The organism is Sediminimonas qiaohouensis DSM 21189 (assembly GCF_000423645.1).
Taxonomy (GTDB): Bacteria; Pseudomonadota; Alphaproteobacteria; order Rhodobacterales; family Rhodobacteraceae; genus Sediminimonas; species Sediminimonas qiaohouensis.
Map to the genome: position 1 here is coordinate 1 of NZ_AUIJ01000020.1, position 13944 is coordinate 13944.

General features: G+C 62.0%; 10 protein-coding genes, 2 tRNA genes and 1 rRNA gene. 4 read left to right on the forward strand and 9 right to left on the reverse strand.

Going from position 1 to position 13944, the window contains the following annotated elements; translation table 11 throughout:
- Positions 1-124: 124 nt before the first annotated feature.
- The 3 genes from G568_RS0113965 to G568_RS18915 form a co-directional block, all read right to left on the reverse strand.
- Positions 125-200: transfer RNA gene (locus G568_RS0113965), tRNA-Ala, on the reverse strand.
- A 191-nt stretch (positions 201-391) separates the two neighbouring features.
- Positions 392-468: transfer RNA gene (locus G568_RS0113970), tRNA-Ile, on the reverse strand.
- 160 nt (positions 469-628) lie between these two features.
- Positions 629-2093 (reverse strand): 16S ribosomal RNA (locus tag G568_RS18915).
- Between the two features lie 789 nt (positions 2094-2882).
- Here G568_RS18915 and G568_RS0113980 point away from each other — a divergent pair.
- Together G568_RS0113980 and G568_RS0113985 are read left to right on the forward strand one after the other, a co-directional pair.
- A complete protein-coding gene (locus G568_RS0113980; protein WP_026758617.1) occupies positions 2883-3326 on the forward strand; it encodes a DUF302 domain-containing protein in 444 nt (147 codons plus the stop codon).
- A gap of 195 nt (positions 3327-3521) precedes the next feature.
- Positions 3522-4001 carry a fasciclin domain-containing protein gene (locus G568_RS0113985; protein WP_026758618.1) on the forward strand — a complete coding sequence of 160 codons (480 nt, stop codon included), beginning with the start codon at positions 3522-3524 and terminating at the stop codon, positions 3999-4001.
- Between the two features lie 75 nt (positions 4002-4076).
- On the opposite strand, the gene clpB is transcribed toward G568_RS0113985, so the two are convergent.
- Positions 4077-6695 (reverse strand): ATP-dependent chaperone ClpB, encoded by a 2619-nt coding sequence (gene clpB, locus G568_RS0113990; RefSeq protein WP_026758619.1) that lies wholly within the window; start codon positions 6693-6695, stop codon positions 4077-4079.
- Positions 6696-6917: 222 nt separating this feature from the next.
- Between clpB and G568_RS0113995 the strand changes: the two genes are divergently transcribed.
- Together G568_RS0113995 and pyrF are read left to right on the forward strand one after the other, a co-directional pair.
- On the forward strand, positions 6918-7172 hold the full coding sequence (locus G568_RS0113995) for a hypothetical protein (RefSeq protein ID WP_026758620.1): 255 nt from the start codon (positions 6918-6920) through the stop codon (positions 7170-7172).
- Positions 7173-7223: 51 nt separating this feature from the next.
- On the forward strand, positions 7224-7928 hold the full coding sequence (gene pyrF / locus G568_RS0114000; RefSeq protein WP_026758621.1) for an orotidine-5'-phosphate decarboxylase: 705 nt from the start codon (positions 7224-7226) through the stop codon (positions 7926-7928).
- Between the two features lie 12 nt (positions 7929-7940).
- Here pyrF and G568_RS0114005 read toward each other — a convergent pair whose 3' ends face one another.
- The 5 genes from G568_RS0114005 to G568_RS0114025 all read right to left on the reverse strand — a co-directional run bounded on the left by G568_RS0114005 (position 7941) and on the right by G568_RS0114025 (position 13913).
- Positions 7941-8777, reverse strand: coding sequence for an alkaline phosphatase family protein (locus tag G568_RS0114005; protein WP_026758622.1), 837 nt, complete (start codon positions 8775-8777; stop codon positions 7941-7943).
- Between the two features lie 133 nt (positions 8778-8910).
- A complete protein-coding gene (locus G568_RS0114010; RefSeq protein ID WP_026758623.1) occupies positions 8911-10548 on the reverse strand; it encodes an ABC transporter ATP-binding protein in 1638 nt (545 codons plus the stop codon).
- Entirely contained in the window at positions 10541-11359 is an 819-nt protein-coding gene (locus G568_RS0114015; RefSeq protein ID WP_026758624.1) for an ABC transporter permease, read from the reverse strand. Before G568_RS0114015 ends, G568_RS0114010 begins: the two co-directional genes overlap by 8 nt.
- Positions 11356-12312: an ABC transporter permease gene (locus G568_RS0114020; protein ID WP_026758625.1), complete on the reverse strand. Its 957-nt coding sequence runs from the start codon at positions 12310-12312 to the stop codon at positions 11356-11358. Before G568_RS0114020 ends, G568_RS0114015 begins: the two co-directional genes overlap by 4 nt.
- A 14-nt stretch (positions 12313-12326) precedes the next feature.
- Positions 12327-13913, reverse strand: a complete 1587-nt coding sequence (locus G568_RS0114025; protein WP_026758626.1) for an ABC transporter substrate-binding protein — start codon at positions 13911-13913, stop codon at positions 12327-12329.
- Positions 13914-13944: the final 31 nt, after the last annotated feature.

The following is a 13944-nucleotide window of genomic DNA, read 5'->3' on the forward strand; positions in this document are numbered from 1 at the left end:
GTCCTACCGCCTTGCGGCTACTTGAGGACATGATCGTGTCCTACCGCCTTGCGGCTACTTGAGGACGTTTCGTCCGATTGGACGGCCAAACACTGACTACAGCGCTTGGCGGTCAAATCGGAAATGGTGGAGCCTAGGAGGATCGAACTCCTGACCTCCTGAATGCAAATCAGGCGCTCTCCCAGCTGAGCTAAGGCCCCATCTTGGGTGGCCTACCGCCTATTCGGCTACTTGAGGCCATTATATCCGGCCTACCGCCTATTCGGCTACTTGAGGCCAAATGACCCTTGCGGGCGAGTGGTGGGTCGAGGCCCGTGTCGCCCGCAGGGTCGCAAGACCCGAGGACGCACAAGTCATAAATCCGACAAGCCCCAACACGACCGAAGGGGAGTGGTGGGTCGAGGAGGACTTGAACCTCCGACCTCACGCTTATCAGGCGTGCGCTCTAACCACCTGAGCTACCGACCCAAGATCACGGGCGGCAACCCGTACGTGTCTGAAGAGATATGAGGACGGCCTGGCCCGGCCAGTGCCCCCGAAAGGACCTGGCATATATGACCGATCTGACTGATCGGTCTGCTAAGTGATCGACGTGACCGGCAAGCCGGCCAACTACGATCATCCTTAGAAAGGAGGTGATCCAGCCGCAGGTTCCCCTACGGCTACCTTGTTACGACTTCACCCCAGTCGCTGAGCTTACCGTGGTCCGCTGCCTCCTTCGAAAAGGTTAGCGCACGGCCGTCGGGTAGGCCCAACTCCCATGGTGTGACGGGCGGTGTGTACAAGGCCCGGGAACGTATTCACCGTGGCATGCTGTTCCACGATTACTAGCGATTCCGACTTCATGGGGTCGAGTTGCAGACCCCAATCCGAACTGAGACAGTTTTTGGGGATTAACCCATTGTCACTGCCATTGTAGCACGTGTGTAGCCCAACCCGTAAGGGCCATGAGGACTTGACGTCATCCACACCTTCCTCCCGCTTATCACGGGCAGTTTCCCTAGAGTGCCCAGCCGAACTGCTGGCAACTAAGGACGTGGGTTGCGCTCGTTGCCGGACTTAACCGAACATCTCACGACACGAGCTGACGACAGCCATGCAGCACCTGTCACCGAGCCACCGAAGTGGAAACCAGATCTCTCTGGCGGTCCCGGGATGTCAAGGGTTGGTAAGGTTCTGCGCGTTGCTTCGAATTAAACCACATGCTCCACCGCTTGTGCGGGCCCCCGTCAATTCCTTTGAGTTTTAACCTTGCGGCCGTACTCCCCAGGCGGAATGCTTAATCCGTTAGGTGTGTCACCGAATTGCATGCAACCCGACGACTGGCATTCATCGTTTACGGTGTGGACTACCAGGGTATCTAATCCTGTTTGCTCCCCACACTTTCGCACCTCAGCGTCAGTATCGAGCCAGTGAGCCGCCTTCGCCACTGGTGTTCCTGCGAATATCTACGAATTTCACCTCTACACTCGCAATTCCACTCACCTCTCTCGAACTCTAGACTGATAGTTTTGAAGGCAGTTCCGGGGTTGAGCCCCGGGATTTCACCCCCAACTTTCCAGTCCGCCTACGCGCGCTTTACGCCCAGTAATTCCGAACAACGCTAACCCCCTCCGTATTACCGCGGCTGCTGGCACGGAGTTAGCCGGGGTTTCTTTACCTGCTACTGTCATTATCATCACAGGCGAAAGAGCTTTACGATCCTAAGACCTTCATCACTCACGCGGCATGGCTAGATCAGGGTTGCCCCCATTGTCTAAGATTCCCCACTGCTGCCTCCCGTAGGAGTCTGGGCCGTGTCTCAGTCCCAGTGTGGCTGATCATCCTCTAAAACCAGCTACTGATCGTCGGCTTGGTAGGCCATTACCCCACCAACTACCTAATCAGACGCGGGCCGATCCTTCACCGAAATTCTTTCCCCCAAAGGGCGTATACGGTATTAATCCACGTTTCCATGGGCTATTCCGTAGTGAAGGGCACGTTCCCACGCGTTACTCACCCGTCCGCCGCTATCCCCGAAGGGATCGCTCGACTTGCATGTGTTAAGCCTGCCGCCAGCGTTCGTTCTGAGCCAGGATCAAACTCTCAAGTTGAAAGCACCTTGCGGCGCTATCCTTGACGTCGAACCTCTGCACATCTCTAATGCGCTACCGCCTTCGGCTACTTGAGCGCGATAAGCGCCCAGCACAACCGACTGCAGCATGATCGGCCCGGCTAGGCGCGATCTGCATTAGAAGTCATCTGTCTGATGTACATCGCTTCCAAAGAAACGTTGCACGCTCAAACAGTGAAGCTGACACTCCATAATCAGGGAAAACCCCTAGGAGCGCGATATACAGACGTTGATCCATCGACATGAACCAAACCGCCCACATATCTCTTCAGATACCAGCAATGTCAAACAGCGTGAGAGACAAAACAACAAGGACGCGCCAACCTCAACCAGCGCAACCCCGCCTCAATCCTGCCTCTGCAATCAACCCGGAAAACTTCCCCGGGACCCAAGTCCCGCCGCCCTCCAGGCCGCCAACCGCACCTCTGTGCCGCCGGTGAAGGGGTATCTACTGCTACAAACCAAAACCCGCAACCCCTTTTTCGCAGTTATGTCATTTTTTCTTCATCAGACCCGAAATTCACGTGTTTACAACCTGTTAGAGAAATCGCGTTTCAACACGCCCCATGCAACATGCAAGATTATTGCGCCGTCTGGGCGGCATCACGCGCATTGGCTCCCTCGGCCATGGTACGAGCGATGACGATTGATGTGAATCAACGCGATCCTGCCGCATTTTATGCACCATACCACATCTTCGGCGCCGAATCTTGCGCCAGATTGGCCTATGCGTCAGCATTGCCCTATGGATCACAATGGGAGGATCTCCATGAAACGCCTTTTGACCGCCGCGCTCACCTGCGCTGCCATGGCCGCGCCAGCCGCGGCGGAAGAAATGATCAGCTACACCACCGATCAAAGCTATGAGGATGTCGTGTTCGGGCTTGAGAATGCCATCCTCGACGAGGGGTTGGTGATCGACAGTACCAGCCATGTTGGCGCGATGCTGGAACGCACCCGCGCCGATGTCGGCTCGGACGTGGTCTTGTTCGAGGCCGCCGATGTCTACAGCTTCTGCTCGGCCCAACTGTCGCGCGAGGTGATGGAGGCCGACCCGATGAACATCGTGTTCTGCCCCTATGACATCTTCGTCGCGCGCCAACCCGGCGACGACAGCACGATGATCGGCTATCGCAGCTTCCCCGACGGGGAGATGCAGAAGATCCAGACGCTGCTGGACCGGATCGCGCGCAATGCCATCGGGATGGAATAACGCCGCCCTTTTTCACGCGCGGTCACAAGAAAGTTAGTGGAAATCCCAGGCGGGCGTGGCTTAGGGCGGCGCCCGCTTTCGTCAAATCGCGTAGGCGGATTTCGCCGGTGAACCGGACCGCCGATTCTTGCGTAGGCCTTCGCACAACACCCGATAACGGGGGTTGGACGCTTTGGAAACGCAAGGAGACCAAACATGTTCCGCAGAACTTATCTCGCGCTGACCGCTGCAACGCTGATGGCCGGTCCGGCGCTGGCCGATGGGCACTCCAAGGATATCGTGGAGACCGCCGTGGATGCCGGTAGCTTTACCACGCTGGTGGCCGCGCTCAAGGCCGCAGACCTGGTTGAAACGCTCAAGGGCGACGGGCCGTTCACCGTGTTCGCCCCCACTGACGAGGCCTTTGCCGCCCTGCCCAAGGGCACGGTCGATGCCTTGCTGGAACCCGAGAACAAGGATCAGTTGACCGCTATCCTTACCTACCATGTCGTGCCGGGCAAGGTAATGTCCTCGGACCTGAGCGACGGCATGATGGCCGCCACCGTGCAGGGCGACGAGGTGACCATCGGCACCATGGGCGGCGTATCCGTGGACGGCGCGAACGTTGTCACCGCCGATATCAAGGCATCGAACGGCGTGATTCACGTGATCGACGGCGTGATCATGCCCAAGTGAGTGCCGCCACACCGACAATACAAAAGGGCCGGGGCGCATGTGCCCCGGCCCGTTCTCTTGGTTTGGCGCACCGCGTCAGTGCACGACCGCATCTTGCGGCGGGCGGCGGTTGGATTCGCCTTCGCGGTCGCCGATGATCAGGCCATCGGCCCCTGCCGTCACCGGGATCACCGCGCCATCCATCACATCGCCAGACAACAGCATCTCGGCCAGCGGGTCCTGCAGGCTACGCTGGATCACCCGCTTGAGCGGGCGCGCACCGAACACCGGGTCATAGCCCTCGTTGGCCAGCCACTGGCGTGCCGCGTCGTCCAACTCCAGCCGGATGTTGCGCCCGGCCAGACGCTTGGCCAGCAGGCCAAGCTGAATCTCGACGATACCGCCCATATCCTGACGCCCCAGGCGATCGAAGATCACCGTTTCGTCCAGACGGTTCAGGAACTCGGGCCGGAAATGGGCGCGCACGGCTTCCATCACCTCGGCCTTGGCCTGACCGGAATCGGATCCTTCGGGCAGTTGGCTCAGCGCCTGGCTGCCAAGGTTCGATGTCAGCACGATCAGCGTCTGCTTGAAGTCAACGGTACGGCCATGTCCATCAGTCAGCACGCCATCGTCCAGCACCTGCAACAACACGTTGAACACGTCCGGATGCGCCTTTTCGACCTCGTCGAACAGGATCACCTGGTAGGGCCGGCGCCGCACCGCTTCGGTCAGGACACCGCCCTCGTCATAGCCCACGTAGCCCGGAGGCGCGCCGATCAGCCGCGCGACCGAATGCTTCTCCATGAACTCCGACATATCGATCCGCACCATTGCGTGCTCATCATCGAACAGGAACTCGGCCAGCGCCTTGGTCAGCTCGGTCTTGCCCACGCCGGTTGGCCCGAGAAACAGGAAACTGCCAAGCGGGCGGTTTTCGTCCTGCAAGCCGGCGCGCGCACGGCGTACCGCGTTTGAAACCGCCTGCACGGCCGTGTCCTGACCGATGACGCGCTTGTGCAGCCCGTCCTCCATGCGCAGCAGCTTGTCGCGTTCTCCTTCCAGCATCCTCGACATCGGTATGCCGGTCCAGCGCTCGACAACGCTGGCGATCTGCTCGGTGCGCACGGCCTCTTCGACCATCACGTCGTCCTCGCCCTGCGCCTCGGCATCGGCCAGTTGCTTTTCAAGCTGTGGGATCACGCCATAAGACAGCTCCCCCGCCTTGGCCAGATCGCCCTCGCGCTTGGCGATATCCAGATCGGCACGCGCCCGGTCAAGTTGCTCTTTCAGGTCGCGGGCCGAGGCCAGCTTGTCGCGCTCGGCCTGCCATTGCGCCGACATCTCCGACGCGCGCTCCTGCAACTCGGCCAACTCCCGCTCCAGCTTTTCCAAGCGATCCTTGCTGGCCTGGTCGTCTTCCTTGCGCAGCGCCTCAGCCTCGATCTGCTTTTGCAAAATGTCGCGGTCCAGTGCATCCAACTCCTCGGGCTTGCTGTCCACTTCCATCCGCAGCCGCGAAGCCGCCTCGTCCACCAAATCGATCGCCTTGTCGGGCAGGAACCTGTCGGTAATGTATCGGTTCGACAGCGTCGCCGCAGCTACCAGTGCGTTGTCGCTGATGCGCACACCGTGGTGCAGCTCGTATTTCTCCTTGATACCGCGCAGGATGCTGACCGTGTCCTCGACGGTCGGCTCTTCCACCGTCACCGGCTGGAACCGGCGGGCAAGGGCCGCGTCCTTTTCCACGTATTTGCGGTATTCATCCAGCGTCGTCGCGCCCACGCAGTGCAATTCACCCCGCGCCAGCGCCGGCTTGATCAGGTTGGCCGCGTCCATTGCGCCCTCGGTCTTACCGGCCCCGACCAGTTGGTGCATCTCGTCGATAAACAGAATGATCTCGCCCGCCGCGGCGGTGATCTCGCTCAGGATCGCCTTCAGGCGCTCCTCGAACTCGCCGCGATACTTGGCGCCTGCAACCAGCGCGCCCATGTCCAGCGCCATAAGACGCTTGTCGCGCAGAGATTCGGGCACGTCACCATTGACGATCCGCAGGGCCAGCCCCTCGGCGATGGCGGTCTTGCCCACGCCCGGCTCACCGATCAGGACCGGGTTGTTCTTGGTCCGGCGGCTCAGCACCTGCATCGAGCGGCGGATTTCCTCGTCGCGCCCGATGATCGGATCGATCTTGCCCTCGCGCGCCGCCTCGGTCAGATCGCGCGCGTATTTTTTCAGCGCTTCATAGCCTTCCTCGGCATTGGCGCTGTCGGCGGTACGCCCCTTGCGCAGATCGTTGATCGCCTCGTTCAGCGCCTGCGCGCTGACCGCGCCTGCCTCCAGCGCCTCTTTCGCCGGGGATTTCACCATGACCAGGGCCATCAGGATACGCTCGACCGGCACATAGCTGTCGCCGGCCTTTTTCGCGATCTTCTCGGCCTCGTCCATGACCTTGCCGGTGGCGCTGTCCAGATACACCTGCCCGGCATCTCCGCTGACTTGCGGGATTTTTCCAAGGGCCACATCAACCGCCTGCGCCACCTGCTCGGGCGCACCGCCCGCGCGGCGGATCAGGTTGCTGGCCAGCCCCTCTTCGTCATCCATCAATGCCTTGAGCACATGCTCCGGCGAGAGCCGCTGATGGTTCTCGCGCATCGCGATCGTCTGCGCCGCCTGAATAAAGCCGCGCGACCGTTCCGTGAACTTGTTCAAGTCCATGGGTATCTCTCCTTTTCTGCCAAGCGCCCGTCGCCGAAAACGCCCGCCATCGCGGCACGTCCCCTCTGCGGGCCTCGAACAACAGATTGTGATCACACAGCGCCCGTTCAAGAGTGGCAAGCCGCGAAAAAGTCGCATTCATCCACATTTTTCGCCGGATTCGAACTGTATAGCTTGCCCCGAGCCCATCCGCCGCGGCCAAGCCGGACAACGAGGTATGCCATGTATATCACCCAGATCAACATCGCCGAATCCACCCCCTCGGCACCGGGGCAGCCGTGGCAGGGGCTTGTCGCCCTGTTCAGCGGCAACCGCTGCGTCAACCTGTCCTGCTCCGCCAGCGAACCCGACCCCGCCAATCGCCGCACCGCCTTTGTCGCCGAGGCCCTGCGCCAGTTGCGCCGCATGCCCGAATACCGCACCGGCCGCCGCCGCATCGACGTCGCGCCCGGGCTTGGCGCACCGACAGGAGCTTGACCCGCCCCGCGCGGCGGTAGAATAAGGGGCAAACCGCAGCCGGAGCGCCCCATGCAGCCAGATGACCGACTGATCGTAGCCCTCGATGTGCCTGATGCACTCGCAGGGCTGAAACTCACTGAGGCACTTGGCGATGCCGTGTCCTTCTACAAGGTCGGGCTGGGCATGCTGACGGGGGGCGGGCTGGCGCTGGCCAACGAGCTGAAGCAAGAGCACGGCAAACGCATCTTCCTCGATCTCAAACTGTTCGATATCGGTGCCACGATAGAGGCCGCCGTGCGCGGCCTGGCGCAGTTCGATATCGATTTCCTGACCGTGCATGGCGATCCGCATGTCGTGCGCGCCGCCAAGCAGGGCGCGGCGGGCTCCAACCTGCAGATACTTGCCGTGACGATCCTTACCTCGCTGGACCGGTCCGACCTGGACGACGGGTTGATGCAGGCCGGTGATGTGTCCGAACTGGTGGTCGAACGCGCCGCGCGCGCCTTTTCGGCCGGCGCCGATGGCGTCATCGCCTCCCCGCAAGAGGCCGCTGCCATCCGCGCGCTTCCCAATGCTGCCGGACGCCTGATCGTCACCCCCGGCGTGCGCCCGGCCGGCGCCGCGCCCGGCGATCAAAAGCGCATCGCAACCCCGGAACGCGCGGTGTTGGACGGCGCGGACCATATCGTCGTGGGCCGGCCCATCCACTCCGCCGCAGACCCGCGCGCCGCCGCGCGCGCCGTGCTCGACGAGCTGCCACCGCGCGCGTCCTGACGCCGCGCCGCCCTAACGCAAGAACACCTCGCCGCGCATGGTATCGGCAATCGGCGCGCCCAGCCGGCTCAGGATCGTCGGCGCCAGTTGCAATTGGTCCAGAACGGTGTCGCCTGGCGGCCCCTGCCCCGGACCGAAATAGTAAAGCGCCGCCTCCTGCTGCAACGGATCGCGCCCCCCGTGATGTCCGCGCGCGTCCTGCCCGTGATCGGCGGTCACGATCACCTCGTACCCCATGGCCCGCCAACGCGGAATGAACGGCGCCAGCATTTCATCCATCACTACGCAGGCATGATCCATTTCCTGGCAATCGTGGAAAAACCTGTGCCCCATGCTATCCAGCGTGCAAGTGTGCAGCATACCGTAATTCAACGAAAACCGGGCGCACAGGTTGCTCAGCGTTGCAAACAGGTCCACGTCGCTCGGCGTCATCTGGTTGATCAGGCCATAGCCGGTCATCGTGTGGAGCCGACCGTGGTTGATGCTGTCGCTGCCCGGCTCGTCGTATTCAATGTCGCGCACCCGGTCAAATGGCGCGCGGTTGAAAAACTCCGACCAGAACGAATGCGCCACAGCCCCGGTCACGCCGCCCACCTTGCGCACCTGACCGAAGACATCCGGCTGCGACAGGCGGAACACGTTGCCGTTGCCGGTGCAGCCATGCTCCTGCGGGCTCACCCCGGTGTGGATCGAGGCATAGCAACTGGCCGAGATCGACGGCAAGACCGAGCGGATGGTCCAGCTCTGCGCGTCGCCCGAATCGACCCACCCTTCAAGGTTACCGAAAAGGCGGCGCCAATTGCGCAGCGGCACCCCGTCCAGAATGATCAATAACAGCTTGCGATCCATGTCTTCCCCATCACTGGCCAATGCCCCGGGCTTCATCCGCGGACGCCTCCGGCGGGGGAGTATTTCCGGCAAGATGAAGACTGGTACACCAAGGGCTTCATCTTGCTCTAAATACTCCTGCCGGAGGCATATCTCAGTGACCCGCGCTTTCCATCTTGCGATGCGCGATCACCTCTTCCAGCCAACCCAGTTTCATCTCGGGCACCGATGACAACAGCAGGTCGGTATAGTCGTCATAGGGCGGCGCCAGCACCTGCGATTTTGTCCCGTAGCGCACGACGCGGCCCTGGTACATCACCGCGATACTGTCCGCGATGGCCCGCACGGTGGCTAGGTCATGCGTGATGAACAGGTAGGCCACGTTTTCCGCCTTCTGGAGGTTCAGCAGAAGTTTGAGGATGCCATCGGCGACGAGGGGGTCCAGCGCCGAGGTCACCTCGTCGCAGATGATCAACCGCGGTTCCGCCGCCAGCGCGCGGGCGATGCAGACGCGCTGTTTCTGGCCGCCTGACAATTCCGCCGGATAGCGGTCGATATAGCCGGCGCCCATTTCAATCTTGTCCAGCAGCTCGATCACCCGGCGCTGTTTCTCTGCACCGCGATGGCCGAAATAGAACTCCAAGGGCCGGCCGATGATCGTGCCCACGGTCTGGCGCGGGTTCATCGCGACGTCGGCCATCTGGTAGATCATTTGCAATTCGCGCAGATCCTCGCGCGAGCGCCCCGCAAGGTCCGACGACAACCGCCGCCCGGCAAAGGTGATCTGCCCCTTTGAGGGCGGAAGCAGCCCGGTGATCACCCGCGCCAGCGTCGATTTCCCCGAGCCGCTTTCGCCGACAACCGCCAGCGTCTGACCGGCGTCCAGGGCCACGTTTATATCGTGCAGAACGTCGAATTTCGTTCCCTTGTAGCGCGCGGTGACGTGGCTCGCCTGTAACACGGGATCGTCGCCGGGTTGCTTTTCCTCGTGCACGATCGAGCGCACGGACACCAGTGCGCGGGTGTAATCCTCGCGCGGGGCGTTGATGATCTGGTCGGTGGCGCCGTATTCCACGCGGTGGCCGTTTTGCAGCACCATGATGTCGTCGCTGACCTGCGCCACAACGGCCAGGTCATGCGTTATATACAACGCCGCCACCCCGGTATCGCGGATCGCATCCTTGATCGCGGCCAGAACGTCGATCTGCGTTGTCACGTCCAGCGCCGTCGTCGGCTCATCGAAAATCACCAGCTCGGGCTCGGGGCATAGCGCCAGCGCGGTCATCGCGCGCTGCAACTGCCCGCCCGATACCTGGTGCGGGTAGCGGTTTCCGAACGTCTCGGGATCGGGCAGGCCGAGCTTGTCAAACAGGGCCACCGCGCGCGTCTCGGCCTCGCGTTTGCTGGCGCGGCCATGGGCCAGCGTTGCCTCGGTCACCTGCTCCATGATCTTGCGCGCCGGGTTGAACGCCGCCGCCGCCGATTGCGCGACATAGGTCACCTCGGCCCCTCGCAGTCGCCTGAGGCCCGATGTGCCCAGTTTCAGGATATCGCGGCCGTTCACCTGCACCTGCCCGCCCGTGATCCGCACCCCGCCCCGGCCATAGGCCATGGCGCTTAGCCCGATGGTGGATTTGCCGGCACCGGACTCGCCGATCAGGCCCAGGACCCGCCCCTTTTCCAGCGCGAATGAAACGCCCTCGACGATGGTGATGTCCTGCGGCGGCTCTCCGGGCGGATAGGCCGTCGCCTCGATCTTCAGATCGGTCACCTTCAACAGCGGATCAGCCACCGCGCCCCCCTTTCAAACTCGTGGTGCGGTTGAGAACCCAGTCCGCAACAAGGTTAACCGAGATCGCCAGCGTCGCGATGGCAAAAGCGGGAACCAGTGCCGCCGGAATGCCGTAGACGATCCCGTCCTTGTTTTCCTTCACGATACCGCCCCAGTCTGCTGCGGGCGGTTGCACCCCCAGCCCCAGGAACGACAGAGTTGAGACGAACAACACCGCAAAGATGAACCGCAGGCCCATTTCCGCCACCAGCGGCGATAGGGCATTGGGCAGGATCTCGCGAAAGATGACCCATCCACGCCCCTCGCCGCGCAGGCGGGCGGCCTCGACGAAATCCATCACGTTGATATCCACCGCCACCGCCCGGGCAAGGCGGTAGACGCGCGTCGAATCCAGCAGGCCCATCACCGCGATCAGCACTGGGATCGTCACCGGCATCACCGACAGGACCACCAGCGCGAAGATCAGCGTCGGGATCGACATCAGCAGATCAATGAGCCGCGACATCACCTGATCCATCCAGCCCCCCAGCACCGCCGCCAGGAACCCCAGAACGGACCCGGTGACAAAGCTGAGCAGAGTTGCCATGGTCGCGATGAAAATGGTGGTGCGCCCGCCATATATCATCCGAGTCAGCAGGTCGCGCCCGATACTGTCAGTGCCCAGAAGATGCCTGGACGAGGACGGCTCCCACACATCGCCGACGATCTCGGACAGGCCATAGGGCGCGATCAAAGGCGCGAAAATCGCCGCCAGGAAATACGCGGCGGTAAAGGCCAACCCGATGAGGGCGGAAATTGGAATTCCTCTCATTTTGGGTGCCTCAATCTTGGGTTGGCAAGGATCGACACGATATCGGCCACCATGTTCAGGCCGATATAGACGGCGGCGAACACCAGGCCGCAGGCCTGCACAACCGGCACATCACGCTTGGACACGTGATCGACCAGGTATTGCCCCATGCCGGGATAGACGAACACCACCTCGATCACCACGACACCCACAACCAGGTATGCCAGGTTGATCATCACCACGTTCACGATCGGTGCGATGGCATTGGGAAAGGCGTGGCGAAAGATCACCTTGAACGCACTCAGCCCCTTCAACTCGGCGGTTTCGATATAGGCCGATTGCATCACGTTCAGGATCGCCGCGCGCGTCATCCGCATCATGTGCGCCAAAACCACCAGCGTCAGCACCGCCACCGGCAGCGCGATGGCACTGAGCTTTTCCAGCAAGGTCATGGAATCGTTGATCATCGCGACGGTCGAAAACCACCCCAGTTGCACCGCCACGAAGTACATCAGCACGTAGCCGATCAGGAACTCCGGGATCGAGATCGACGCCAGCGTCACCCCCGAGATCAGCTTGTCAGGCCACTGATCACGGTACAAAACCGCCAGAAGTCCCAGGAAAATTGCCAGTGGCACAGCCACCGCCGCAGCCCAAAACGCCAGGAACAACGTGTTGGACAGGCGCCGCCCCATCGACGTTGCGATGTCCTGCCCGTTGGTAAGGGCGGTGCCCAGATCCCCTTGCACCACCCCGAACAGCCAGTTGAAATAGCGCGTCACCGGCGGCTCGTTCAGACCCAGCTCGGCGCGCAGGTTGGCCAGCGCCTCGGGCGTGGCCGATTGCCCCAGAATGGATTGGGCAACATCGCCCGGCAGGATCATCGTCCCCGCGAAAATCAGGACCGACGCCGCAACAAGAAGCAGGAGGCCCAGCGCGATGCGCTGGACCACCAATATCAGAACCGGATGCATTCAGACGCCCCGGATCATGCCAGCCAAAGCTTCGAGGACCACTGCCCCGACATCGTCTCGCCGGTCGGGTCATCCTCCCAGCCTTGCACCTTGTCACTGACCCCGGTGATGAAGTCATTGAACATCGGACAGATCAGCCCGCCCTCATCCCGGATCATGCGGCCCATCTTGGAGTACATTTCCTTGCGCTTTTCCTGATCCAGCTCGGCCCGCGCCTCAAGCAGCAGCTTGTCGAACTCCTCGTTGTCCCAGCGCGTGTCGTTCCAGTCCGCGGTGGACAGGTACGCGGTCGAATACATCTGGTCCTGCACGGGGCGGCCGCTCCAGTACGAGGCGCAGAAGGGCTGCTTGTTCCACACTTCCGACCAATACCCGTCGCCCGGCTCACGCTTCAACTCAAGCGGGATACCCGCGGCCTTGGCGCTTTCCTGGAATAGCTGCGCCGCCTCGATCGCGCCGGGAAAGGCCACGTCGGACACGCGCAGGATGATCGGGCTGCCGTCATGGCCCGATTTCTTGTAGTGTTCGGCGGCTTTATCCGGGTCATAGCTGCGCTGCGGGATCGTCTCGTCGAACAGCGGATAGGCCGCGTTGATCGGCATGTCGTTCCCGACCGATCCATAGCCGCGCAGGATCTTGTCCACCATGTCCTCGCGGTCGATGGCGTATTTCAGTGCCAGCCGCAGATCGTTGCTCGAAAACGGCTCGGTGTCCACGTGCATGATGAAGACGTAGTGCCCCGGCCCCGAATCGCTCTTGATGCTCACGCCCGGCGCCCGGTTGACCAGGTCGGCCACTTTCGGATCAACCCGGTTGACCAGATGAACCTGCCCGGACTGAAGCGCCGCCATCCGCGCGGTCGCGTCGTTGATGACCAGGATCTCAACGCTGTCCACGTGGCCGCGGCTGTCATCCCAGTAGTTGGGGTTGCGCGACCACAGGTGGCGCACGCCCGGCTCGTCCTTCTCCAGGATGTAGGGCCCCGTGCCGATACCCGCGCCGGGGTTGTCGAACCCGCCATCGGGCTGGATCTGCAGGTGATAATCGGCCATCAGGTAAGGAAGGTCCGCATTCGGCGTCTTGAGCGTGACCGAGAACATGTCGCCCTCGGTTTTCATGGATTCGATGCCGCGCATGATGCCCAGTGCACCCGACTTGGACTCCTCGTTTGAATGACGCTCCATCGTGCGCAGCACGTCCTCAGGGGTCAGTGTCTTGCCGTTGTGGAACTCGACGCCCTTGCGGATTTTGAACATCCAGGTTTTCGCGTCCGGGCTCGAGCTGACCTCCTCGGCCAGGCGGTTCCCCACCGAGCCGTCCGGCGTCACCTCGACCAGCGTATCGCCGAAAAGGTTCAGGTTGTAATAGGGCACCTGGCTGGCCGCCGCTGCCGGATCCAGGGAGTTGGTGCTTTCGCCGCCAACGGACCCCATCTTCAGGTGACCGCCCTTTTTCGGGCTTTCGGCGCGTACGGCCTCGGCCATCATGACATTGGCCATCGCGGCACTTACGCCCAAGGCGCCCAACCGGCCGACGAATTCGCGCCGGGTGATCCGGCCCTGTCCAACCCGCTTTTTCAGGTGTTCGATCTGATCTCGCATAATACTCTCCCCTGTCGGTGTACTGGCAGCC

Coding starts and splice junctions, on each gene's coding strand:
- G568_RS0113980 (WP_026758617.1), top strand. CDS start 2,883: ATGAAACGCCTTTTGACCGCCGCGCTCACCTGCGCTGCCATGGCCGCG.
- G568_RS0113985 (WP_026758618.1), top strand. CDS start 3,522: ATGTTCCGCAGAACTTATCTCGCGCTGACCGCTGCAACGCTGATGGCC.
- clpB (WP_026758619.1), bottom strand. CDS start 6,695: ATGGACTTGAACAAGTTCACGGAACGGTCGCGCGGCTTTATTCAGGCG.
- G568_RS0113995 (WP_026758620.1), top strand. CDS start 6,918: ATGTATATCACCCAGATCAACATCGCCGAATCCACCCCCTCGGCACCG.
- pyrF (WP_026758621.1), top strand. CDS start 7,224: ATGCAGCCAGATGACCGACTGATCGTAGCCCTCGATGTGCCTGATGCA.
- G568_RS0114005 (WP_026758622.1), bottom strand. CDS start 8,777: ATGGATCGCAAGCTGTTATTGATCATTCTGGACGGGGTGCCGCTGCGC.
- G568_RS0114015 (WP_026758624.1), bottom strand. CDS start 11,359: ATGAGAGGAATTCCAATTTCCGCCCTCATCGGGTTGGCCTTTACCGCC.
- G568_RS0114020 (WP_026758625.1), bottom strand. CDS start 12,312: ATGCATCCGGTTCTGATATTGGTGGTCCAGCGCATCGCGCTGGGCCTC.
- G568_RS0114025 (WP_026758626.1), bottom strand. CDS start 13,913: ATGCGAGATCAGATCGAACACCTGAAAAAGCGGGTTGGACAGGGCCGG.